The sequence below is a fragment of the Lewinella sp. IMCC34183 genome, from assembly GCF_003390915.1.
GTDB lineage: Bacteria > Bacteroidota > Bacteroidia > Chitinophagales > Saprospiraceae > Neolewinella.
The window spans coordinates 76953-102157 of sequence record NZ_QMEM01000013.1 but is presented as its reverse complement, the minus strand read 5'-3'; the positions used below and the strand labels follow the sequence as shown (position 1 = coordinate 102157).

The following is a 25205-nucleotide window of genomic DNA, read 5'->3' as shown; positions in this document are numbered from 1 at the left end:
AATTGGTTTGCTCGCACCCGCTAGGCTGCTGCGCGGCTTTTCGTGCATATAGTTCGCCCCTCGCTGCACTCGGGTGTGGATCGGGCGGGACGCCCTCAACCCGTGGCCCACCCGAGCGAAGCGAGGGGCACCCGTCTGCCGGGCAACGCAGCAATGCACCAATTCACTAGCGCACCAACCACCCCCCCCCAACCTCAACCCGCTACGCGGGTTCTCTCCCCAAGAACTACTGTATGGAACGTACCGACGTAAACACCCTCGGCGAATTCGGCCTCATTGATCACCTGACGAAGGGCTTCACGAAGAAGCAGGACGCCACCATCCTCGGGGTTGGAGATGATGCCGCGATCATCGCCGGCGGCGACGAGCAGATCGTCGTCAGCACCGATATGCTGGTGGAGGGCATCCACTTCGACTTTACCTATACCCCCCTCAAGCACCTGGGCTACAAGGCGGTCATCGTCAACCTGTCCGATATCTGTGCCATGAATGCCCGCCCGCAACAGATCACGGTGAGTATTGCCCTGAGCAACCGCTTCTCCGTGGAGGCACTGGACGAGCTTTACGCCGGCATCAAGGCCGCCTGCGACCAATACGGGGTAGACCTCATCGGCGGTGACACCACCAGTTCCAATAAAGGCCTCGTCATCAGCATCACCGCCATCGGGCGCGCACCCGCCGGCCGGATCACCCGCCGCAGCGGGGCCAAGCCCGGCGATCTGGTCTGCATCACCGGCAGTCTCGGTGGCGCCTACCTGGGACTGCAGCTACTGGAACGGGAGAAGCAGGTCTTCCTGGAAAATCCGGATATGCAACCCGATATGGGCGAATACGCGCCCACGTTGCTGGCCCGTCAACTCCGGCCCGAGGCCCGTACCGATATGATTGACACGTTCGCCAAGGAAGGCATCGTGCCCACCGCCATGATCGACATCAGCGACGGCCTCGCCAGCGAGATCTTCCACATTTGCAAAGCTTCTAATGTCGGAGCCATCATCGAAGAGAGCGGCGTGCCCATCTCCAACGACGCGCAAATGCAGGCGCTGGAGTTCAACCTGGACCCAATCACCACGGCCCTGTCCGGCGGAGAAGACTACGAATTGCTGTTCACCATCGACCCCAAGGACACGGAAAAGATCCGCTTCCTACCCGACATCTACATTGCCGGCGAGATCGTGGCCCGGGAAGACGGCGTCAAACTGCACACCAAGGGGGGGAATATTCACCCTATCACCGCCCAGGGGTGGAACCACTTCTGAGTTGGTGATTTACTGCGTTGGTGAATTACTGCGTTGCCCGCAGGGCTCCGGCTCACTGACGAGCGAAGCGGGAGCTCAGGCCGTGCGGGCCAACGCAGCAATGCAGCAACTCACCAACGCACCAACGCTAACGCACTACCAGCTCCTCCCGATCCGGGCCGGTGGAAACCATGGTGACGGGCACCTCCAGATGGTCTTCCAGGTACTTGACGTAGTTGAGGCACGCCTGGGGCAGTTCGCTTTCTTCTTTGACGCCGGACAGGTCGCTGTTCCAGCCGGCGATGTCGGTATAGACCGGTTCGTAGTTTTCGTGGACGAGGTCGAAGGGGAGTTCCCGGCTGACCTCGCCGTCTATCCGGTAAGCGTCGGCGGCCCGGATGGTTTCGAACTTGTTGAGTACGTCCACCTTGGTCACGACGAGCTGGGTAACCCCGCTCAGCATAATGGTGTACCGTAGCTGTACCAGATCGATCCAGCCGCAGCGGCGGGGCCGTCCGGTGGTGGCACCGAACTCAGCACCTTCCTTGCGCAGGAATTCACCGGTCTCATTGTGCAATTCGGTGGGGAAGGGGCCGCCGCCGACGCGGGTGCAGTACGCCTTGGTGATGCCGATTACCTCGCCAATCTTCTGGGGGGCGATACCCAGGCCGGTACAGACGCCCGCCGTGATGGTGTTGGAGGAGGTGACGTAGGGGTAGGTGCCGAAGTCGATATCGAGCATGCTGCCCTGTGCACCCTCCGCCAGGATCTTCTTGCCGTCGCGCAGGGCGTTATTGATATAGAATTCGCCGTCGACGAAGGGCAATTTGCGCAAGCGGTCCACGGCCCTGAACCAGGATTCTTCTTCCTTGGCCAGATCGAACTCCATATAGGGGTACAGTCCCACCAGCTGGAGGTGCTTCTCCTTGAGGCGCTCGTAGCGGTCGCGGAAGTCGGGTGCCTCCAGGTTACCGACGCGCATGCCATTGCGCCCCGTCTTGTCCATATAGGTCGGCCCGATGCCCTTCAGGGTGGATCCGATCTTGCGTTCGCCCTTGGCGTTCTCGCGGGCGGCGTCCAGTAGCCGGTGGGTAGGCAGGATCAGGTGGGCCTTGCGGGCCACGAACAGGCGGTCGGCGTAGTCGATCCCCGCCTTGTCAAGTTCGTCGAGTTCCTTGCTGAGCGTGATGGGGTCGATGACCACCCCGTTACCGATCAGGTTGTGCTGCTCGGTGCGGAAGATGCCCGAGGGAACGGTGTGGAGCACGAACTTTTTTCCGTCGAAAATGAGGGTGTGCCCGGCATTGGGTCCGCCCTGAAAGCGGGCGATGATGTCATAGCGGGGGGCAAGAACGTCTACGATCTTGCCTTTGCCTTCGTCTCCCCACTGGAGACCCAGAAGTACGTCTACGGCCATTAGTTGGTGGCTTTGGAAGCGGGAAACGCAACGCTGCGCACCGCCCTATCCTAAAAGACGGCAAAGGTAAACCAAAATTCCTTGCACCCGCGCGCCGCCGCCCGACCACCAAAATTCCGAACATCCGGACGGAATTTTGCCATTATAGTAATAAACACACGCATGGCACTAAGTTTATCTACCCAAAACAAGCTGTTTACCGCCGGTTATACCGCGAAGGGCGTCGTTTATTCGCTTATCGGAATTTTCGCGCTCATCGGTGTTATTGGCGGCGCCGGAGAAGGCGGAACCGGTGGCCCGAAGGCCATGATCGAGTGGATCGGCACCAATCCGTTCGGTAACATACTCCTCTTCCTCATCGGCCTCGGCCTGCTCGCCTACTGTAGCTGGCGATGGTACACGGCCGTGAAGGACAAGGAAAACGAGGGCGACGACAAGGAAGGAATTGCCAAACGCATCGGCTACGCCGTCAGTGGTACGGCCTATGGCGTGCTGAGCGTCTACGCCTTCAAGCTGGCCCTCGGCAGTGGCGGCGGTGGCGGCTCCAACAAGCAGGACATTATTGCCCGTATCCTGTCCAACAGCTGGGGCCCCTACGTCGTCGGCCTCATCGCCGTCATCATGGCCGGGGTCGCCATTTTCCAGTTATACCGCGCCATTACCGACAAGCACATGGAGGGGATCAAGGGATTGCAACTCAACGAGGAACAGCGGGAAACCTTCGAAAAGACCGGCGAGGTCGGCCTCACCGCCCGTTTCGTCGTGTATGGCATCATATCCTATTTCCTCTTTCGCGCGGCGCTCATGGATGATCCCAGCCAGTTCAAGGGCGTAGGCGAATCGCTCTCCTATATCGAGGACCAGACGTACGGACAGGTGCTGCTCGCCATCATGGGACTAGGATTGCTCGCCTACGGTCTATTTATGTTCATCCGTGCCCGCTACGAACGGGTATAAGCCCTAGAGATGTACGAAGCGGCGGGCACGCGACCCGGAGCGGACTAGATACACCCCCGCCATCAGCCCGGAAACGTCTACGGAGTAGGCGTGGCCGGCCGTCGCGGTTACGTTTACGTAGGGGGTAATATCCCTGCCGCTTAGGTCAAACAGCGCAATGGGTTCTGTTGCGGATACGAAAAGGCGGTCTGCCGCGGGATTGGGATATACCTCCAGCGCGCCTAAGCCCGCCCCGTCCGTAACGGAAGCAACGGTAGACAGGGATTGCGTTCCGGTACGGTCCACCTGTACGAGCCGGTAAAAGGCACGATCTATTACCGGAGAGGCATCTTCGAAGGTGTAGTCGCTCACAGTAGCGCTATTGCCGTGTCCCGGGACTTCCGCGATCCGGTGCCAGTCGATACCGTCAGCGGACCGCTGGATGATGAAGTGGCTGTTATTGCTTTCCGCGTCGGTCCACCAGGCTAACAGTACGCCGGCAGGTCCGGAGGTGGCCGTGAAGTCCCGCAGGGAGACCGGCAGAATCTGCTGCTGGGCGGGAGCCGCCAGGTAGGGCATGGCTACGGTCTGTTCGGGAATGCCCGGGCCACTTACGGTCAGGAATACCGTACGGCACTCGTATTCCGCGTAGTCTACGCGATGGCATTTGGTTCGGGTGGCACTCCATTTTTCCGGAGAGGAGATATTGCCCCAGCGGCTTTGGTATTCGGGGATTCCCACGGTGCCGTCATCGGTAAAGCAACCACCGCCGGCACCTATGTACCACATACGGGCTCCACCGCCGTCGCTGTAGGAGACTTTGTAGTCCATATCGAGTTTATAATTGAACCCCCATTTACAGTCGTTCTGGGGGTTAGTCATCCGCATCCCGGTATACTTCAGGGTTACGGTGAGGCTCCACCCTTCGGTGGAAGAAACGGTCGCGACGTTGCGCGCCGAGGCCTCTTGGCCAACCAGCAATAGCAGGAGGGCCAGGGCGGCGTAAGAAAATTTCATTGGATTGTGTTTGGAAGTGTCTAAAACTGGAATACAAAAAATGCCGCAGCCGGATAGGTCCGGGGCGGGTAGTAAAAGGTTATGTACAACCTTGGATAGCGGGGGGGGGGGGGGAGAGAAAATCGGTGGCCCGCTGCCCTCCAAAAGGAGCGGCAGCGGCCATCGAAGATCTAATTACTAAAACTGTGTTGTAAAGAAAAAAAACGGGTCAAAACTGAAAGAGTGTCTGTATGTAGCGTCTCGTAAAAAATCTAGCCAAATTCACCTTGGTGAGGTGATAGTGTAAATGTGTTTATAAGCACTGTTGTGTATACAACGGACATTCAGCAAGGTGAATTGTCAGGTTAACAGTTTTATCATTACCCAATCTTCCATGAGGAAACCATCACCGATATCGGTGTCGTAGCGTTCCAGCTTTTCAAAGCCCAAACGCTCGTAGAATGCAATCGCTGGATTCTGGTAGTTGACGTCAAGGCGCAGGGCCTTTTGGCCCGACCGGCGCGCCAGCCCCTCGACCTTGCGGACCAACAAGCGGCCGTAGCCTTTCCCCTGCGTTTCCGGCAGCACATATAGTTTATGGATCTTGGTGGTGTCGCGCAGGTAGTTCAGCTGATGACTTACGTAGCCGACCGGACGGTACCGTACCGTTCCGGTCGTATAGGCACCCGCTACCGGCCCTTCCCCGTCGAGCAGCAGGTGGAAAACGTGCCCGTCAGCCAGTTGCTGCTTCAGGGCTTCCGGCCGGTACATGCGGTCCAGCATGTAGTCGATCTGCGCCGGCGAGAGGATCGGGCCGAAGGTAACGGGCCAGACTTGCCGGGCCAGCTGCTCGATGATCGGAATGTCCGCGGCGGTAGCACGGACGATGCGTTGGGTAGGTGAAGGCACGGGGGGCGGGGTGTTGCTGTACGCCTAAGGTACTGTGGACTCAGGCTGCGGGTTCGTGCAGGGAAGGTCCGTTATTCCGTACGTTGCCGACCTCCGGACTTACAGTGTACGCTTCGAGCGTACCGTCGGGCGGGGTGCGCAGGAGTTCGAGAACATCCGGGAGGGGGGCGTCCCGGTCGAGCCACGCGCTCTGGGCCTCTCCGTGCGTAAGCAGCATCGGCATGCGGTCGTGGATCGACTGCATTTCCCGGTTGGGTGCGCCCGTTATTATGGAGTAGGTGTACACGTCCTCACCATCACCGTTCCACTGTTCCCAGATCCCGGCCATGACCAGCAACTGCCCGTCGGCCGGTCGTATGCGGTACGGGGTTTTGCCGCCGTCGTGCCGCTTCCACTCGTAGAAGCTGTCGCCGATCACCAGGCAGCGCCGCTCGCGGATGGGCTTGCGAAAGCTGGGCTTATCCTCGATTCCTTCCCGGCGCGCGTTGATCATGCGGGCTCCGATCTTCACGTCCTTCGCCCAGAAGGGAACCAGTCCCCACCGGAACGCGGACAGGCGGTCCGGCGCGGCGTCCGTGATCACCAGCCCGTCCTGGGTCGGTGCCATATTGTAATTCGTAGGTAGCCCACCGGGCGGAGTGACCAAATCCTTGGTAAACTGCTTGCGCAGCTTGGCTTCGTCGATTACTACTGAGTATCTGCCGCACATCTGGTTATGGATTGGTGGATGGAAGGGAGGATGGATTGAGGGGGCTACCGCAGTTTCTAACGCGCGGTAGGGGCGAAGTTCCCTCGCCGGGGGGCACTCCTGCACAAAAAAGGGCCGAAGCCCGTGGCTCCGACCCTATGTGTCTAATTCGGTGGTGGAAACATCAATCCCTTAATCCTTCCACTCTATCAATCCTTGGCTAATTGGCCTGCATCTTCTGCTTGATCTCGACGATCTCGTAGCCTTCGATGATATCGCCTTCCTTGATGTCGTTGAAGTTCTTGATGTTAAGACCACACTCCATGCCGGCGCGGACTTCCTTCACGTCATCCTTGAAGCGCTTGAGGCTGGCGAGTTCGCCGGTCTGTCCCTCCTTCAGGGGGAAGATGACGATACCGTCGCGGATCACGCGGATCAGGGTATTGCGGGAGATCTTGCCTTCGTCGACGTAACAGCCGGCGATGGTACCGACCTTGGAGATCTTGAAGACCTCGCGGACGGACACCTGACAGGTAGTCTTCTCTTCGCGGGTAGGCTCCAACATTCCCTCGATGGCGCTGCTGATTTCGTCGATCGCTTCGTAGATGATCGAGTAGGTCTTGATCTCGACGCCTTCGCGCTCGGCCAGCTTGCGGGCCGAAGAACTGGGGCGTACCTGGAAGCCGACGATGATGGCATCCGAGGCGGTAGCGAGCAGGATATCCGAGTCGATGATCTGGCCGACAGCCTTGTGGATCACGTTGACCTGTACGGTTTCCTGCGAAAGCTTAATGAGCGAATCGGACAGGGCCTCTACGGAACCGTCCACGTCACCTTTCACGATCAGGTTAAGCTCCTTGAAGGTACCCAGGGCGAGACGACGGCCGATCTCGTCGAGCGAGACGCGCTTGGCGGCGCGGTTGGCCTGTTCGCGGCTGATCTGAGCACGGCGGCTGGCAAGCTGCCGGGCTTCCTGCTCGCTGGGCATGACCTTGAGGATCTCACCGGCCTGCGGGGCACCGTCCAGACCGAGCAGCAGCACCGGGGAGCCGGGACCGACTTCCTTGACGCGCTTGTTGCGCTCGTTGAACATGGCACGCACCCGGCCGCTGGCCTCACCGGCCACCAGGATATCCTGCACGCGCAGGGTACCGTGCTGAACCAGGATCTTGGTCACGTAGCCCCGGCCCTTCTCCAGCGAGGCCTCCAGTACGGTGGCGACGGCGGGGCGGTCGGGGTTGGCGGTCAGTTCCATCATTTCGGCTTCCAGCAGCACTTTCTCGAGGAGGTCCTCGATACCGACGCCATTAAGGGCGCTGATGTCCTGTGACTGGTATTTGCCACCCCATTCTTCGACCTGGTAGCCCATGGAGGCGAGCTCGGTCTTGATCTTGTCGGGGTTGGCACCGGGACGGTCGATCTTGTTGATGGCGAAGATCATGGGTACGCCGGCCGCTTCCGCGTGGCTGATGGCCTCCTTGGTCTGGGGCATCACGTTGTCGTCAGCGGCGATGATGATGATCGCGATGTCGGTCACCTTCGCACCGCGGGCACGCATGGCCGTAAAGGCTTCGTGACCCGGGGTATCGAGGAAGGTGATCTCGCGGCCGTCGGGCAGCGTTACCTCGTAGGCACCGATGTGCTGGGTGATACCCCCGGCCTCACCGGCGATCACGTTGGCGTCGCGGATACGGTCGAGCAGCGAGGTCTTACCGTGGTCGACGTGGCCCATGACGGTCACGATCGGCGGACGGGACTGCAGGTCTTCGGGCTCGTCCTCGTATTCTTCCTCTTCCTCTTCGGATTCGTCGACGTTGATAAACTCCACCTCGTGGTTGAATTCCTCGGCCACGAGTTCGATAATCTCGGCGTCAAGACGCTGGTTGATGGAGACGATCACGCCGGCGTTCATACAGGCGGTGATTACCTCACCGATACCGACGTCCATCATGTTGGCCAGTTCCTGTGCGGTGACGAATTCCGTAACCTGGAGCAGGTTTTCGGTTTGCTCGTCCATCATTGCCTCCTGCTTCTCGCGGATGCGGTCGCGGTTGTCCCGCCGTTGGCGCTGACGCTTCTTCTTGCCGCCGCCGCCCTGGAGGCGGGCCATGGTGGCCTTGATCTTGTCTTCGATGTCCTTGGCCGAGACTTCGCGGGGCTCGTCGTTGCGACCGCCACCGCGGCGATCGTTGCGGCCGCCACCGGATCTTCCACCGCCGGTCTGGGGTGGGCCGGTAGTGATCTTCTTGCGCTTGCGCTTCTTCCGCCCGTCGTCGGAGCTGGTCCGCTTCTCGGGCTTCTTGATCTCGATCTTACCGAGCACCTTGAGGCCGCGGAGCTTGGGCTCGGCTGTCTTGTGCAGGTCGGGCTTCTCGGTGGTGGATTCCACCTTCGTGACCGGTTCTGCGGGGGTAGGTTTGGCGGGGGCCGGCTTAGCGGGCTGCGGGGCGGGCTCCTCGGCGGGAGCGCGCTTGGCGGCCGGTTTGGGGGGGCTCGGCGCGGGCTTCCGCTCGGGTTTGGGAGCCTCCTTCTTGGGAGCCGGCCGGCGCTTGTTGGCGTCCAGGTCGATCTTGCCCATCACCTTCAGGCCGGGTACCTCACGTTTTTGCTCGGTAGGGGGCGTCTCCTGCTTCTTGGGCGGGTCCGCGGGTGCGGGGGGAGTGGGCGGAGTAGCCTTGGCCGCGGGCTTTACCTGCTGCACGGGTGGGGGTGCCGGCGTGTTGACCGGGCGGGGCTGGGGCGGCGGCGGCGGCGGAGTAGCTCGTACGGCGGGCGGCGGCGGCGGAGGCGGCGCGGTGGGGCGCGTACCGAACTCCATCTTGCGTGCTTTTTCCTTGTCGGATATCGCCTTGGCAAACTCCTGACGCACGGCGGATTCCATCTCGTTACTGACTTGCGCGATCGGTTTGTTCTCGATCTCGAAGCCCTTACCGGTCAGGAACTCGACGATCGTCGAGGTGGCCACGTTCAATTCCTTCGCTACTTTAATTAGTCGTTTACTCATTCGATCTTTTAAGCACGTCATTATTTTACCGCAGAGTGCTACCGCGGGGCCATTCAGAACAACCCTAAAAAGCCGGATTTCCCCCTATGCCTGGCGCTGCGTTGGGAGACAACTTTCGGAACGCTATCCGAGTGCAACGCAAAGATAAGCTAATCAAGGTACAATGGTGGCAGGCTCACCACCTTTCTACCGGGTCTTGATTAACGCACACTCCTTACCATTAGTTGAAAAGATACTCAACAGTTACGTTGCCGCGCCCTTTTCGTTTGCCGGCTGACCACGCGACTGTGCGGCCTGCGCCCCGGACAAAGCGCTGCACTGCTGTACGGTATCGCAGCAAAGCCGTTCGCGGGATGCCCGGCGGGTGCGGCTAGCGCAGCACCGTGACCAGACGGCTCGCCCCGACACGGAGGGAATCACCGCTTACCCGCAGCACATACGTCCCGGCGGGCAGGTGGCGCACATCCAGCAGGTGCGTTCGGCCGCTGTTGCGGGTGGAAAGGACCTGCCGCCCGTCGGTCCGGAAGAGCTGCAACCGCAGGTTTCCGTAGGCTGCGGTCTCCACGATCAGCACTTCCGCCGTGGGGTTTGGGAAGACGGAGAGGTGCATGGGTTCCGGCCCGGTGGTAGCCGTGCTTTTGTCCGGATCCGGACAGCCCGCGCCCGGCGCGCAGGATCCGTCGATGGTGCCGTCGTTGTCCAAGTCCGCGGGTGAATATTTCCACAACTCGTGCCCGATGCGCCCGTCGTCGGCGGAGAAGTAGACGAAATCACCGTAGCGCAGGAAGTCCCGCGGATCGGCGGAAGCCGTTCCCGGATTCATGTCCGCCACCACCACCGTGCCTTCCGCCGTACCGTCCGACGTCCAGAGTTCGCGGCCCAGTTCCGGGACGAAGGCCGAGAACAGCAGCGTCGAGTCGTTGTACGCGTAGAGGTCCAGGGGCCGGGCATCGGCGGGACCCGCATTCAGGTCGCCCAGCGGTATGGCGGCGCTCTCCGGGTCGGAAGTCACCCAGAGCTCGTTGCCCGCGTCCGCCGTGGTCGCCGTAAACACCAGTTGCCGACCGAAGGAGGTGAACTGCTCCAGGGCCTCGTAGACGCTACCTTCCGTGATGGGGGAGGGAAGGACATCATCACGTTCCCCGCCGGTCGTGTACAGTTTCCGATTGTCGTCGGGGCCGGCCGGAAAGTGAACCCGGTCCCCAAAAAGAAATACGTCTTCCGGCCACGCCAGTCGTTCGCTGCCGCGCAGTTCCCAACTGCCCGCCTCGGTACCATCGGTACGCCAGAGTCTCGGATTGTATTTGATTGCCCGGAAGTAGGCTACGCCGTCGGCTACCACGGGGAAGCTCACATTCTCAAGTGGACCGTAAGCAGGCTGTTCCACGGTACCCTTGATGGTGTAGGTTCCCTCCTCCGTTCCGTCCGTTCGCCAGAGTTCGACCTCCCCGTCGCGGTTTTCGGCCCGAAACAGTAGCACGCTGTCGTTGAGCGTAGCGAAGGCGGGGCCGGGAATGATGCCGTCCGAATACGGGTTGATCACTTTTACGATTTTGAAGCTATCCGTAGCGGCGTCGTAGGCAAGAAGATTTTCACTCCGGCCGATGATCTTGAGGAAGTAGAGCGCGTCACCGATCTGGCCGGGCCCACTGATCGGGCCGGTTGGATTGAGTTGTCCCCGGGCGTCCAGGCGTACCGTTCCTCCCGGCGTGCCGTCCGTCCGGTATAGGTAGTTTCCCCAGTTGCTGTTGGTTACGATCAGGCCGGTATCGGATAGGGAATCCGCAAAGACATCTGGAAAGCTGCCCCACTTGCCCCATACTGCATCTATGAGTAGTTCGACCTTTCCCGCCGTATCGACGGTAAATAATTCGGTGCCCGTGCCTGGCGTTGTGGCCTCCACGACAAGTCGTCGACCGACCACGGCCCGTGGTCGGGGTTTAGAACCGCTCGTCTCGGTGTTGATGTCAACAACAATCTCCGCGCTCCCGGCACTACCACTGGAAAAGAACACCTCGCTCCCGTAGAGCGGACTTTCAGCGGTAAACAGGATGCCGTCTTTCCAGATGGTTAGATTGGACAGCCGAGACTCTACCGTCCCCGGGTAGAGGTCATCGACCGCGAAGGTACCCGCTACGGTGCCGTCGGTGCGCCAGAGTTCTATGCCGGTCTCCGGCAGGTACGCCGGGAAGAAGCGCATACCCGTACGGCCGATCACCCCGCTACCCCGGGAGTACAAACCGTGGAACCGCATATTCGGGTTCTCGGTAAGCCGGAAGGTTCCCCCGGCGGTTCCGTCGGTACGGTGTAACGAACTGGTACCATCGATGCAGTCAAAAACGGTGTACGTCCAGAATTCGCCCAGGGGGCTCAAATCGTAGGTAAATACTTTGTCTTCCGCAGGGTTGAGGTCAAGCACCTCCCTGGCCTCCCGGGTGGCGATGTCCAGTTCCCACATCGAGCTTTCCCACCTACTGCCCCGGCGCATGAAATAGGCCTTCTCTCCCCGCAGCTGGAAATCCATGAGCGTCCCGGGCGGAAGGCTGGGGATTGTCTGCCTCAGGGGAGAAGCGGCGGTAAGATCACGGTTGAGTAGGTACATTTCCTCCCCATTCGCGGACGTGCCCCTGGCAACTACGCCGAAGGGTAGGGCCACCGGATCTTCCAGCCGGTCTATCTCCTCCGCGGGCCACCTCAATTGCGACCCCTCGGGCGTACCGTCGGTAAAGGCGTAGGGTGCAGTGTCGGTGTTGCTGCTGGAGCTAGTGAATTCGATCCAGACCCGGTCGCCTATACTGTTTAATTTCCGTGTGGTATAGCCGGGGTATAGCTGGATGAGCATTTCAGTCCCCTCGGGGGTGCCGTCCGTGGCGTAGAGGTATCCGGGACTATAAAGCGGTTGGTGAATAAACAGTACGCGATCCCCCTGTCGGGTGTAGCGCGGATCACCAAGGTTACTGCTTGCCGCGGGAAGGTCCGTTACCTCGTGTAGGGTAGTGGAAGTCAGATCCGCGCGATAAAAGACAGTAGATGTATCACCGGGAACGTGGAAATAGACATTCCCGTCGATCAACCCGAAGGCGGGGGCGGAGGAAGGCAGCTCCGGGAGTTCCGGGAAAAGCTCCGGCTCGGTCGTTTCGGGGACAACGTAGTAGAGTTGCCATACGTCACCGGTTCGGGCAAACCACGCCGCGAAACCATTGTCGGTCTTCAGGCCGGTAGGTTCGCTGCCCCCGGTTCCCGCGTGAATGTTGGCGACCAGTGACTGGGACGAGAGCGGCGCAGCGGCCAGCAGCAAGCCGGCGAGTAACAAAAAAAAGCGGCAATTCATCAGCAATAGCGAGTGAGCTTATCCGGCGGCGACCGGCACAAACCGGACGACGCGCACTACTATCAAACCGGGATTGCGGGCACAAATTGCGGGTAACCCCCACGGTAATACTAACGGACCGTACATATGTCCGATATTCAGGATTAAATTGTTCGCTTTCCGCAATATCTGCCACCCTAAATTTTATGGGTAGACGAAACTGCGTACTTTTCCCCCTGACCAAATGAAGGATATGAAACAATCTACTCGGCCACTGCTTAGTCTGGCCATCCTCTTATACGGCATTACGGCCTTTGCTCAGACCACATTCCCCTACAACGGCGTATACGACGAACCCGACGGGTTCTACGCCTTTACCGGAGCCACCGTTCACGTGGCACCCGGCGAGACCCTCGACAACGCTACCCTGACCATCCGCGACGGCAGGATCGAGAGCGTGGCCGCCGGCGGTCCCGTGCCACGGGGTGCCGTCGAGGTATCACTCGCCGGCAAGCACGTCTACCCCAGTTTCATCGAAGCCTACGGTACGTACGGGATGCCCGACGTAGAGCGCAACCGCCGCAGCCGGCGCGATGGCCCCCAAATGGAGTCGGATACCGATGGGGCTTACGCCTGGAATCAGGCCCTGCGTCCGGAAACCGACGCCTCGCGCGTGTTCACCATCGACGAGAAGGTGGCCGGCGCCCTGCGTGAAGCCGGCTTCGGGACCGTCAGCACCCACAGCCCCGACGGCATCAGCCGCGGATCGGCCGCCGTCGTGACGCTAGGCGCCACGAGCGAGAACGCCGTCCTGCTTAAGCGCAACGTAGCCCACCACCTCTCCTTTGACAAGGGCTCGTCCGGACAGGACTACCCCAGTTCCCGCATGGGTACCGTGGCCCTGCTGCGACAGACCTACATCGACGCCGACTGGTACGGCAAGAAGAACCGCGACGAGGCCAACCTCAGCCTCGAAGCCTGGCGCAACCTCCAGGATATCCCCCAGATCTTCGCCGTTGACAACTGGCAGGACGCCCTGCGGGCCGACCAGGTAGGCGATGAATTCGGCGTGCAGTACGTCATCCGGGGCGGCGGCGACGAATACCAGCGTCTGGAGCCCCTGAAGGCCTCCGGTGCCACCTTCATCATCCCGCTCAAGTTTCCCGATGCCTACGACGTCAGCGATCCCTTCGCGGCCGACCTGGTCACACTGGCCCAGCTGCGCCACTGGGAGCGCGCGCCGGGCAACGTAGCCGCCGTCGACAGCGCGGGCATTTCCTTCGTACTCACCGCCGACGGGCTGGACAAACCCGCCGACCTGCACGAGGCCATGCGCAAGGCGATCCAGGCCGGAGCCGATCCGGAGCACGTCCTGGCCGCCCTCACGACGGGCCCGGCCGAGTTGCTCGGAATCACCGACCAGGTAGGCACCCTGGAGAAGGGCAAGTGGGCCAACTTCATCGTGACCGATAAGGATCCCTTCGCCGAAAAAGCGACCGTGTACCAGAACTGGGTACAGGGCAAGCCCTTCGAACTCAAGGAACTGGAAACCGTGGACCTGGCCGACGCCTACGACGTGACCGTCGACGGCACCCGCTTCGTCGGCGAGGTGTCCGGCGACCCCGGCAGCCGGAAAATGAAACTATCCACGCCCGGCGACAGCACGAGCACGGAGGTCGACTTCACCGAAAGCGGCGGCGTACTTACCCTGCGCTTCCGCCCCGGTAAGGAGGGCGGCTACTACCGCATCAACGCCACCCCCCGCGGCGAGGGCTACGCCGGTACCGGCCGCGGCCCGGACGGTAAGATGGTCAGCTTCACCGCTACGCCCCGCGCGGCTACCGCCAAAACCGATGAGAAATCCGAGGATGGTAAAAAAGAGGAAGCACGCAAGCCCTACCAGAGCCGGCTGACCTTCCCCAATATCGCGTACGGACTACCGGACCACCCGGAAACCGGCAAGGTGCTGTTCCGCAACGCGACGGTATGGACCAACGAGGACGACGGCATTCTGGAGGAAACCGACGTGCTTATCGAGGACGGCAAGATCAGCCGCGTAGGGAAAGGGCTATCCGACCGCGGTGCCGAGGTCATCGATGCCACGGGCATGCACCTGACCAGCGGCATCATCGACGAGCACAGCCACATTGCCCTTAGTGCCGTAAACGAAGGCACGCAGTCGAGCACCGCCGAAGTACGCATGGCCGACGTAGTCGACGCCGTGGATGAGAACATCTACCGCCAGCTGGCCGGCGGCGTGACCACCAGTCAGTTGCTGCACGGATCCGCCAACCCCATCGGGGGGCAGTCCGCGCTGGTCAAGCTCCGTTGGGGCGCCACCCCGCAGGAGATGATGTTTGCGGACGCCGATCCCTTCATCAAATTCGCGCTCGGCGAGAACGTCAAGCAGTCCAACTGGGGCGACGCCAACCGCGTCCGCTATCCTCAGACCCGCATGGGCGTGGAGCAGATCTTTGAGAACTACTTCAGCCGTGCCGCCGAGTACGGCCGCGCGCTAAAGGCCGGGGAAGATGTACGCCGTGACCTGGAACTGGAAACCCTGCTCGAAATACTCAACGACGAGCGGTTCATCACCTGCCACAGCTACCAGCAGGGCGAGATCAACATGCTGATGGAAGTGGCCGAGCGCCACGACTTCCGCGTCAACACCTTCACCCACATCCTGGAGGGCTACAAGGTGGCCGACAAGATGGCCGAGCATGGCGCCGCGGGCTCCACCTTCTCCGACTGGTGGGCCTACAAGTACGAGGTGAACGAAGCCATTCCCTACAACGGGGCCATCATGCACGAGCAGGGCGTCGTGACCGCCTTCAACTCCGACGACGCCGAGATGGCCCGTCGCCTCAACCAGGAGGCCGGTAAGGCCGTCCTCTTCGGCGGCGTGCCGGAGGAGGAAGCCTGGAAATTCGTTACCCTCAATCCCGCCAAGATGCTCCACATCGACGACCGCGTCGGCAGCATTCGCGCCGGTAAGGATGCCGACCTCGTGCTTTGGAACGATCACCCCATGAGTATTTACGCCCGCGCCGAGCGCACCTACATCGACGGGAAGGAGTACTTCAACCGCGAAGAGAACGAAAGCCGGCGGCAGGACCTCCTCGACGAGCGCAACGCCCTGATCCAGGCGAGCCTGGACGCCAAGAAAGGCGGAAGCCGGACGCAGGCACCCCGCGGCAACAGCCGCCAACTCCTTCACTGCGACAGCGTAAGCCACTAAAAAATAATTCCATGTTTCAATTCAAGAACCAACTGGCCCTGCTTCTGGGGCTTCTGATTTGCACCTGCGTCCGCGCCCAGAACCCCACGCCCGCCCCCTCGCAGGCGGGTCCCATGGCGGTGACCGGTGCCACTATCCACGTCGGCGACGGCACCGTGATCGAGAACGGCACCCTGCTGTTCCGTGATGGCAAGATCGAGCGAGTCGGCGCTAACGTGACCGTACCGGACGGTTACGAGACCGTGGACGCCACCGGCAAGGACGTGTACCCCGGCCTGATCGCCCTAAACAGCCAACTCGGCCTGGTGGAGATCGATGCCGTACGGGCCACCAACGATCAGCGGGAGGTGGGTACCTTCAACCCCAACGCCCGCGCCCTGATCGCCTTCAATACCGACTCGCAGGTGATCCCCACCGTACGCAGCCGCGGCGTACTGCTCGTGCAGTCGACCCCCGAGGGCAGCCTCGTCAGCGGCCGCAGCAGCATCATGCAACTCGACGGCTGGAACTTCGAGGATGCCGCCGTACTCGCCGACGACGGCGTGCACGTCAACTGGCCCAACCGGGTCAGCTACAATTGGCAGACCGGCGACCTGATTCCGAACCCCCGCTACGACGGACAGGTCCGCGAACTGGAAACCTTCCTGCAGCAGGCCATCGGCTACTGCGACCGGCCCGACGGCGACGTCAGCCGCCTGCTCAAGTTCGAGGCCCTCTGCGAGGCCGTGGCGGGCAATAGCAACGTTTATCTGCACGCCGACGAGGCCCGCGATATTCAGGCTGGCGTCCTGCTGATGAAGAAGATGGGCGCCCGACCCGTCATCGTCGGCGGGTACCAGGCGTACCTGGTGGCCGACTTCCTGAAGAACGAGGACGTGCCCGTCATCCTGAGCAGCACCCAGGCGCTGCCCGGCGGCCAGGACGAGCCCATCGACCAGCCCTACCGCAACCCCGCCCTGCTGGCCAAGGCCGGGGTGGACTTCGCCATCAGCCACGAAGGCTACTGGCAACAGCGCAATCTGCCTTTCGTAGCCGGACAGGCCGTTGGGTTCGGACTTCCGTACGAGAAAGCCGTGGAGGCCATCACCCTGGCCGCCGCCCGGATCGCCGGCGTGGACGAGAACTACGGTAGCCTGGCCGCCGGCAAATCGGCCACCTTCGTCATCTCCTCGGGCGACCTGCTCGATATGCGGACCAGCAACGTGGAGCATGCCTTCATCAACGGACGCGACATCAACCTCGACAACAAGCAGGCGGAACTCTACCGCAAGTTTGAGGAGAAGTACAGCCGGCAGCAGACCCGCTAACCATTTCTGATCATCACTGAGATTCCAGGCCCGTCACCGCTCGTCGGTGGCGGGCCTGTTAGTTGGTCGAGTAAGTAAGTACGATCCTCGATAAAGGGGGCCGGCGGGCCGGCCGGTGACGGCGACGGCCGTATTTTTCGACCCATACCACAACCGACCCCAGCCATGAACCGAACCCTAGCCCTGATCTGCTGCCTGTTTGCCCCGGTGCTTGTCTCCGCCCAGTCGCTGACCGGCCGCATCATCGACGAGGCTACGGGAGAGGCGCTGCCGTACGCCTCGATCTACGTACAGGAAACGGGCACGGGGGCCACGACGAACGTGGAGGGACGTTACGAGGTACGCCTGCGGCCCGGTACCAATACCATCGTCTTCCAGTACCTGGGCTACCAGACCCAGGTAGAGAAGGTGCAGAGCGGCCGCGGCTCACTGGACGTACAGCTCCGTACCGAAGCCCTGGACCTGGAAGAAGTACAGGTGCTGAGCGGCGGAGAGGACCTCAGCTACAGCGTTATCCGGCGCGCGATCGCCAAGGCCGACTACCACCGCAATCAACTCGACGCGTACTCCGCGGAGGTGTACGTTAAGGGAAATGGCAAGGTGGTGAAGATTCCCGGCCTGTTGACGAAGCTTGTCCCTTCGGAGGAACGCCAGGAGATCAACGACGTTGTCGGTAAAAACTTTACCAGCGAGACCACGAGCCGGATCGAATATACCCGGCCGAATAACTTTAAGCAGACCGTCCTGTCGCGGTACGTAACCGGAGACGAGAGCTTCCAGGTGGACAACTACATCTTCACCTCCTTCTACCAACCGGAAGTTGCCGGGATCGTGAGCCCGCTGTCGCCGAAGGCCTTCGCCTACTACAAGTACGAGCACGAGGGCGTCTTCGCCGACCAGGGGGAACTGATCAACAAGATCCGGGTGATCCCCCGCAGCCGGGGAGAGAAAGTGCTCGAGGGGTACATCTATATCGTACAGGACGACTGGTCCCTGCACAGCCTGGATCTCCGGACCTACGAAACCGGATTCACCATTAACGTGAAGGTTAACTACAATGAGGTGGAGGACCACGTCTGGCTGCCTACGACGACCCAGATCGAAGCCGAAGGGGGATTGCTGGGCATCAAACTGGCCATCAGCTACGTAGCCTCCACCAGCGGGTACGAGGTAACCCTCAATCCCGACCTGGGCGGCTACGTGGAGGTAATCGACGAAAAGACGCAGCCGGAAGTAGCCGCCGCAACCCGCCGCGGAAACCGGGCGGAAGGTTATGAAAACACCCTGGAGGAGGGCGGAGAACTCACCCGTAAGGAACTCCGCCGCCTCATGCGCAGCTACGAGGAGGAGGAGCAGGAAGCACAGGAGGAACCTGAGGTAGTGGGAAACTACACCTTCGAGAGCGACAGCGTAACGACGATAAAGGATGCCGCGGCCTGGGAGGCTATCCGGCCGATCCCCCTCACGGAGGACGAGATCGCCGGCTACCGCTACCGCGACAGCGTGGCGCGGGTGGAGCGGATGGACTCCATCGCCGAATCGCGCGGGGAGACCGCGCCGAGCGAGACGAAGCCGGGGCGTAAACGGCTTCCGCGCTTCCTGCGCTTCAGCGTGTCGCCCGAAGCCGTCTTCAACCCCGTTGAAGGCTACGCCCTGGGCGGACGGCTTGGCAAGGGAATATTCAAGACGGTACAGGAGGACACCAGCAGCCACCGGCAACGGATCGGCGACCTGCACCTGCGTACCCGCTACGGCTTCTCCTGGAAACGGCTGAGTTGGGAACTGGGCTACGGTAACTGGACCCGCAACGACCGGCAGGGAGCTGTGGAGGTACGCGGCGGCCGCTACCTGCGGCAGTTCAACGGTACGCCCGCGATCGACCCGATCATCAACAGCTTCTCGGCCCTTCTCTTCGGCGATAATTACGTCCGGTTGTACGAACGGGCCTACGGCGAGGTGACCTACCGCCGGCGCTTCAGTGACGCCTTCAGTTTCGACGGGGCCGTCAGTTACGAGGATCGTCGAATGGTTTCGAATACCACCGACCACCGCTGGGGCGGCGACGAGGAGTTCGCCTACGTCCCCAACAACCCCTACAACGAGGAGATCGGTACCGTCGCCACCCTCGGTAACGCCGCCGTGGTGGAGGTCAACGCCTACTTCCGGCCGGGCCTCAAGTATACCGTCCGCAACGGCCGCCGGAATATCGTTGACGGTTCCGCCCCAACGCTCGGGCTGGGCCTGCGCGCCGGCCTGCCGGACATCGCGCAGAGTACTTCGGAATTCGTCCGGTTGGAGGGCAGCTACCGCCATGCCTTCCGCGCGGGGCCCAAGGGTGACATCAGCCTGCTGCTCCGCGGCGGCTATTTCCTGAGCAACGCAGAGGTGGGCTTTCCGGACTTCAAGCACTTTGCCACCTCCGAGATTTTCCTGACCCGTCTTGACCCGATCGGCAGCTACCGCCTGTTGCCCTACTACCGCAACAGTACCGCGGAAGAGTACCTGGAGGTGTACGCCCACTACCAGTTCCGCAAACTACTGCTCACACAGATCTTCCAGCTGCACCTGATGGGCCTTAAAGAGGACCTGTTTGTCAATTATCTCTATACGCCCACCTCCGATCACTACACCGAGGTCGGCTATTCCCTCGATAATATTCTGCGGGTACTGCGGCTGGAGCTGGTCACGAGCTTTCGCGACGGCGCCTACGATGACTTCGGGGTGCGCCTGAGCTTTACTACTACCTTCTTTGGGGGTGGAGAATAGGTTGCGGGAATGCTCGCTGCGCCTCGTCCGTAGAGCGTGCCCCGTGCCCTAGACCGCCAGGAAGTCCCGGATGATCTGTTCCCCTACCGCAGCGGACTTCTCCGGGTGAAACTGAGCGGCGTAGAAGTTGTCCTTTTGCATCATGGCCGCGAAGTCGGTCCCACAGTAGTTCGTGGTGGCTACGGTATCGGGGCCCGGCTCCACGAAGTAGCTGTGGACGTAGTAGCAGTACTCTCCGTCTACCTTAGGACTGAGCCAGCCGTTGTTTTCCCGCACCCGGACGTCGTTCCACCCCATATGCGGTACTTTTTCCCCCGCTGCCGGCCGAAACTTCCGTACCCGTTCCGGGAAAACTCCCAGGCAGTCCACGTCGCCCTCCTCGCTATGGCTGCAGAGTAACTGCATACCCACGCAGACGCCGAAGACAGGCTGGGTTAGGGAACGGATGACGTCCGCCAGGCCCGTTTCGTTAAGGTGCGCCATGGTGGAGGCCGCGTGCCCCACGCCCGGAAAGATGACCTTGTCGGCCGCGCGGATCCTCTCGGGGTCCGCCGTCAGCTCGTGCGCGACGCCGATGCGCTCGAGGGCGTAGAGGACGGACCGGATGTTACCGGCGTTGTAATTGATTACGGCTACCATGCGGCAAATTTACCCCGCCGGTCGTCATTCGGCTGCCGGGGGACCTTTCTCCGCCGGCTGCGCCCCGGTCTACGTCGGGGCGGGTAAGTCAGCGGCGTACCGTAACTTTCGTATTGACCAGCACCAGCCAGAACCTTACCTCACCGATGAAAAAATTGGTCTTTGCCGCCTTTGCCCTGATCGTGCTTTGTAGCCACGATATGTATCTCAAGCTTGACAGCTACTTCCTCCAGCCCAACAGTAAGGTCTCTATTCAGCTCTTCAACGGCACCTTCGCCAAAAGTGAGAACACCATCGACCGTGACCGCATGGTCGACGTAAGCGTCCTCGCCAATGGCGAACGCCTACGCATGGACAGCACCCAGTGGCGGGAGGACGGGGACGTCACCGTACTTGACTTCACCACGGAATCATCTGGAACCTACGTTGCCGGAGTCAGTACCCGGGCCCGTAGCCTGGCGATGGACGCCGAAGCTTTCAACAGCTACCTCGAACACGATGGGGTAGTGGACGAGCTCGAAAGGCGGCGCGCCGACGACAACCTGGAGAGCGATGCCGTAGAAAAATACAGCAAGCACGTAAAGACCATCGTCCAGGTAGGAGATACCCGCACCGACGACTGGCAGACCACGCTCGGCTATCCGATTGAATTCGTACCCCTGAGCAATCCCTACGATCTGCACACCGGAGACCGCCTGCAGGTCCGGCTGCTCTGGGAGGGGCAGCCCCTGGCCGATCAACTGGTCATCGTCGACGCCGAGGCGGGCGAGCACGGCCACGAGCACGATGCGGCGACCGACCACGAACACGGTCCGGAGAACGAAGGACACACCCACGAAGGAATGAGCCAGTTGCGCACCGACGCGGAGGGGATCATCGATGTCGAGGTTACCCATGACGGCAGCTGGTTCCTGCGGACCATATATATGCAGGATTCGGAGGAAGAGGGACTCACCCACGAGTCCAATTGGGCCACGCTCACCTTCGCCGTGGATCACGGTCACAGCCACGCCGCCGGTGCCGACCAGGCGCATGACCACGAAGCCGGTATTCCAACTTACGCGTGGTGGATCGGCAGTATCGTGCTCGTAGGCGGCCTGTTTTTCTACTTTCAGAAGCGCGCGTAGATGGCGACTTCCTTTTTGCGTGTCTGCAATATTTCCGGCATAGTGCTGCTCCCGCTGGTTCTAGCCGCTCACGGCGTCAGCGCCGGCGACCAGGTCATCCTGAGTGAGGGCGGGCTGCTGGCCTACGTCTACGTCGGCGCCAAGCACATGATTACCGGCTACGATCACCTGCTGTTCCTGGTAGGGGTGATCTTCTACCTCACGGGGTTCCGGGACATCGTACGCTTCGTGACCGTGTTTACCATTGGCCACAGCATCACGCTCATCGGCGCTACCTACCTGGGCATTCGGGCCGACGAGCATCTGGTAGACGCGGTCGTCGCCCTGAGCGTACTGTACAAGGGGTTTGAGAACCTTGGCGGCTTCCAAAAGTGGTTTGGGGTGAAGTCACCTAACCTCCTCCTGATGGTCGGCCTGTTCGGGCTCATCCACGGCTTCGGGCTGGCCACCCGCCTGCAGTCCTTCGATATCGGAAGCAGCCAGTTCCTGGCCAAGATCGTCTCCTTCAACGTAGGGGTGGAACTGGGACAGGTGCTGGCACTCATCCCGATCGTGCTGGTCATCACCCGCTGGCGGGGCCACCGTGGTTACGCTGCCTTCTACCGCGCGGTGAATTTCTACCTGTGCATTGCGGGAGTGGGGTTGTTTTTCTACCAGATGTACGGATACTTCGGATAGTCGGGAAAGGGGGGTTCATTACGGGGCGGCAGAAATAGTAGCTGAGCTTCGCCCCTGGTTTTCTGGAACAGACTACCGGCTATGTAAACCCGGAAGCGGTGTTATTGTATGGGTTAATCTGACCCAAATTGGCCGCTGAAAACAGCAAATCGTGAATTTTGTGGGCCATTGTGTTAACTCCATATTATCTTTAGGTGATTTTTGAGGACACACACAAATTTTTTGGCTGACGCCCGCTGAGCCGGCTTCAGTCCATTGCTACACACACACCCCCTATGAACACGCATTTTACTACGCTTTTCCCCAACAAGAGTTGGTGGAAAGAATTCAACCAATTCGCCTTACTATGCGGGCTTGTCCTGCTGGCGGTCGACGCTCTTTTCCTGCTGCTTCACCTCGCGCTGAACTTTGGCTACCTCTCAGACAGGCGGTTCCACATTGAAGTGGATTCCGGCTTTGCCGAACAGTTCCAGTACCTGAAGTTTTTTACCTGCAGTTTTCTCTTCTTGGTCCTTGCCGTAAAGACCCGCAGTGCGCTCCGGTTGGTGATGGGGCTGCTTATCGGATTCCTTTTGCTGGAGGACGCCTTCAGCATCCACGAGGACATTTACCTGGTTGGGGAGCGCATCATGACCATTGATAACATCGGCAACCTCTCCAAAGCGCAGACCTACGAACTGATCTACGGGCTTGTAGTAGGCGGTGGATTGATCGGCTTGCTGGCGATCACTATCGTACGTACCCATGACCTCGAGCTCCGGCAACGCGCGCTGATCATCACCGTTCTGATCCTTATACTCGGTGGATTTGGCGTAGTAGTCGATTTCGGTCATGCCTTTCTCCAGCGGGACGGTTCCTCGCAGTATTTGGAGAGCTTCGTCGGCATTGTGGAAGATTGGGGTGAGATGATCACTACTTCCCTCATCGCGATGTTCGTGATTGACGACGTGGTACGTACGCTAAAGCGCAAAAACGCGGAAACCTGGGAATCCGGTAACTCGTTACACTCGGTTTCCACCAAGGCACCTACCGCCCAAGGTGCACCAGCAGCACACTGACGTCGGCCGGGCTTACCCCGCTGATGCGGCTGGCCTGTCCGATGGTGACGGGCTTGAGCTTATTCAGCTTCTGCCGGGCCTCCTTGCTAAGGGCGGTGAGTTGCTCGTAGTCAAAGCTCTTGCCGAGCTTGATGCCCTCCAGGCGGTTCATCTTCTCCACGGCTTGCTTTTCCCGCTCGATGTAACCTTCGTACTTGAGGGTGACCTCGGCAAGATTGACGGTTTCGGCGTCGTAGGCACCCAGGAAATCGCGGAGGGCCGGTACGGCGTCTGCCAATCCCTCCAGGCTCACGCCCGGGCGGGCGAGGATGCTGTCGAGTTTGACGCCCTGCTTCAGGGCGGCGGTACCCACGGACTCCAGGTAGCCGTTGATCTGCTCGGGGGTGATGCTGTGGCCGCGGAGCTCGGCCGAGATGGCCTGCACGGCGTCCCGCTTCTCCTGCACCCGCGCTTGCCGCCCCTCCATTCCGCGTACGCCGAGGGCGTGGGCCATGGGGGTGAGGCGTAGGTCGGCGTCGTCCTGCCGGAGGAGGATGCGGTACTCGGCGCGGCTGGTGAACATGCGGTAGGGCTCTTCGGTGCCCTTGTTGATCAGGTCGTCGATGAGCACGCCGATGTAGGCGTCGCTGCGCTTGAGGATGAAGGGGGCGCGCTCCTGCACGCCGAGGGCGGCGTTCATGCCGGCGATGAGGCCCTGGCAGCCGGCCTCCTCGTAGCCGGTGGTGCCGTTGATCTGTCCGGCGAAGAACAGTCCGGGCACCAAACGCGTCTCCAGCGTCGGGCCGAGCTGGGTGGGCGGGAAGAAGTCGTACTCGATGGCGTAGCCGGGGCGGAACATCTTCATGTTCTCGAAGCCCCGCACTTTACGCAGGGCCTTAAACTGTACGTCCTCGGGCAGGCTGGAGCTGAAGCCGTTCACGTAGATCTCGCAGGTGTGGCGGCCCTCCGGTTCCACAAAGAGCTGGTGCTGGTCGCGGCCGGCAAAGCGGTCGATTTTGTCCTCGATGCTGGGGCAGTACCGGGGGCCGAGGCCACGGATGCGCCCGTTGAACATGGGGCTGCGGTCGAATCCCTCGCGTAGGGTTTCGTGTACCTCCGGGCTCGTGTAGGTGACGTGGCAGGGCAGTTGCTCGGTGAGCGGGGTGGTGTCGGTATAGCTGAAGCGGCCGGGATCTTCGTCGCCGTCCTGGACGGTCATGACGCTGTAGTCGAGGGTACGGCCGTCGAGGCGGGCGGGGGTGCCGGTCTTCATGCGGCCGGCCTCGAAGCCGAGCGCCTGCAGCTGGGCGGTGATGCCCGTGGAGGCCCGCTCGCCGGCGCGGCCGCCGCCGAGTTGCTTCTCGCCGATATGGATAGTGCCGTTGAGGAAGGTGCCGTTGGTGAGGACCACGGACTTGGCCGGGATCTCCATGCCGAGGCCGGTGGTCACGCCCTTGGCGCGGCCGTCCTTAACCATGATGCCGGTAACCATCTCCTGCCAGAAGTCGATATTAGGGTGAGCTTCCAGCATCTCGCGCCACTTGAGGGCGAAGGCCATGCGGTCGCTCTGGGCGCGCGGGCTCCACATGGCGGGTCCCTTGCTGCGGTTGAGGAGGCGGAACTGGACCATGGTCTCGTCCGTCACGATGCCCGAGTAGCCGCCGAGGGCGTCGATCTCGCGCACGATCTGCCCCTTGCCTACGCCGCCCATGGCGGGGTTGCAGCTCATCTGGGCGATGGTCTGCATGTTCATGGTGGCCAGCATCACCTTTGCGCCCAGGTTGGCGGCGGCAACGGCGGCCTCGCAACCGGCGTGGCCGGCTCCGACAACAATTACGTCGTAGGTGGGGAACATAGCAAGAAGGTTTGGGGAGTTACTAACGTCGCTGACGGATACAAAGTTACGCCATTGCCG

Annotated in this window: 16 protein-coding genes; 8 read left to right on the top strand and 8 right to left on the bottom strand. The window is 61.1% G+C overall.

Annotated features, from left to right (window positions below; genetic code table 11):
- The first annotated feature begins 233 nt into the window (after window positions 1-233).
- Window positions 234-1259 (top strand): thiamine-phosphate kinase, encoded by a 1026-nt coding sequence (gene thiL, locus DQG19_RS19820; protein ID WP_116128157.1) that lies wholly within the window; start codon window positions 234-236, stop codon window positions 1257-1259.
- Window positions 1260-1386: 127 nt separating this feature from the next.
- On the opposite strand, the gene DQG19_RS19815 is transcribed toward thiL, so the two are convergent.
- Window positions 1387-2655 (bottom strand): adenylosuccinate synthase, encoded by a 1269-nt coding sequence (locus DQG19_RS19815; RefSeq protein WP_116128155.1) that lies wholly within the window; start codon window positions 2653-2655, stop codon window positions 1387-1389.
- 162 nt (window positions 2656-2817) lie between these two features.
- Here DQG19_RS19815 and DQG19_RS19810 point away from each other — a divergent pair, with 162 nt between their 5' ends.
- Window positions 2818-3612 (top strand): DUF1206 domain-containing protein, encoded by a 795-nt coding sequence (locus DQG19_RS19810; protein WP_116128153.1) that lies wholly within the window; start codon window positions 2818-2820, stop codon window positions 3610-3612.
- A gap of 3 nt (window positions 3613-3615) precedes the next feature.
- On the opposite strand, the gene DQG19_RS19805 is transcribed toward DQG19_RS19810, so the two are convergent.
- The 5 genes from DQG19_RS19805 to DQG19_RS19785 all read right to left on the bottom strand — a co-directional run bounded on the left by DQG19_RS19805 (window position 3616) and on the right by DQG19_RS19785 (window position 12519).
- On the bottom strand, window positions 3616-4608 hold the full coding sequence (locus DQG19_RS19805) for a T9SS type A sorting domain-containing protein (RefSeq protein WP_116128151.1): 993 nt from the start codon (window positions 4606-4608) through the stop codon (window positions 3616-3618).
- Between the two features lie 339 nt (window positions 4609-4947).
- Complete coding sequence (locus DQG19_RS19800; RefSeq protein WP_116128149.1) at window positions 4948-5496, bottom strand: GNAT family N-acetyltransferase; 549 nt, start codon at window positions 5494-5496, stop codon at window positions 4948-4950.
- Window positions 5497-5536: 40 nt separating this feature from the next.
- Window positions 5537-6205, bottom strand: a complete 669-nt coding sequence (locus DQG19_RS19795) for an SOS response-associated peptidase (protein ID WP_116128147.1) — start codon at window positions 6203-6205, stop codon at window positions 5537-5539.
- A 199-nt stretch (window positions 6206-6404) separates the two neighbouring features.
- The gene (gene infB / locus DQG19_RS19790; protein ID WP_116128145.1) at window positions 6405-9188 is read right to left on the bottom strand and encodes a translation initiation factor IF-2; all 2784 of its coding nucleotides are present in this window, start codon (window positions 9186-9188) and stop codon (window positions 6405-6407) included.
- Between the two features lie 370 nt (window positions 9189-9558).
- Window positions 9559-12519 (bottom strand): T9SS type A sorting domain-containing protein, encoded by a 2961-nt coding sequence (locus DQG19_RS19785; protein WP_116128143.1) that lies wholly within the window; start codon window positions 12517-12519, stop codon window positions 9559-9561.
- A gap of 232 nt (window positions 12520-12751) precedes the next feature.
- Between DQG19_RS19785 and DQG19_RS19780 the strand changes: the two genes are divergently transcribed.
- From DQG19_RS19780 to DQG19_RS19770, 3 genes are all read left to right on the top strand, one after another.
- Window positions 12752-15736: an amidohydrolase family protein gene (locus tag DQG19_RS19780; protein ID WP_116128166.1), complete on the top strand. Its 2985-nt coding sequence runs from the start codon at window positions 12752-12754 to the stop codon at window positions 15734-15736.
- Window positions 15737-15747: 11 nt separating this feature from the next.
- Window positions 15748-17043, top strand: a complete 1296-nt coding sequence (locus tag DQG19_RS19775; RefSeq protein WP_116128141.1) for an amidohydrolase family protein — start codon at window positions 15748-15750, stop codon at window positions 17041-17043.
- Window positions 17044-17208: 165 nt separating this feature from the next.
- Window positions 17209-19809, top strand: coding sequence for a DUF5686 and carboxypeptidase regulatory-like domain-containing protein (locus DQG19_RS19770; RefSeq protein WP_116128139.1), 2601 nt, complete (start codon window positions 17209-17211; stop codon window positions 19807-19809).
- A gap of 48 nt (window positions 19810-19857) precedes the next feature.
- Here the strand turns inward: DQG19_RS19770 and hisH are convergent, their stop codons facing one another.
- Complete coding sequence (gene hisH / locus DQG19_RS19765) at window positions 19858-20448, bottom strand: imidazole glycerol phosphate synthase subunit HisH (RefSeq protein WP_116128137.1); 591 nt, start codon at window positions 20446-20448, stop codon at window positions 19858-19860.
- A gap of 146 nt (window positions 20449-20594) precedes the next feature.
- Between hisH and DQG19_RS19760 the strand changes: the two genes are divergently transcribed.
- The 3 genes from DQG19_RS19760 to DQG19_RS19750 all read left to right on the top strand — a co-directional run bounded on the left by DQG19_RS19760 (window position 20595) and on the right by DQG19_RS19750 (window position 23311).
- Window positions 20595-21575, top strand: a complete 981-nt coding sequence (locus DQG19_RS19760; protein ID WP_116128164.1) for a DUF4198 domain-containing protein — start codon at window positions 20595-20597, stop codon at window positions 21573-21575.
- Between the two features lie 42 nt (window positions 21576-21617).
- Complete coding sequence (locus DQG19_RS19755; protein WP_232826558.1) at window positions 21618-22253, top strand: HupE/UreJ family protein; 636 nt, start codon at window positions 21618-21620, stop codon at window positions 22251-22253.
- Between the two features lie 275 nt (window positions 22254-22528).
- On the top strand, window positions 22529-23311 hold the full coding sequence (locus DQG19_RS19750; RefSeq protein WP_116128133.1) for a hypothetical protein: 783 nt from the start codon (window positions 22529-22531) through the stop codon (window positions 23309-23311).
- Here DQG19_RS19750 and mnmG read toward each other — a convergent pair.
- On the bottom strand, window positions 23280-25145 hold the full coding sequence (gene mnmG, locus DQG19_RS19745) for a tRNA uridine-5-carboxymethylaminomethyl(34) synthesis enzyme MnmG (protein WP_116128131.1): 1866 nt from the start codon (window positions 25143-25145) through the stop codon (window positions 23280-23282). The two genes, DQG19_RS19750 and mnmG, sit on opposite strands and share 32 nt — an antisense overlap.
- Window positions 25146-25205: the final 60 nt, after the last annotated feature.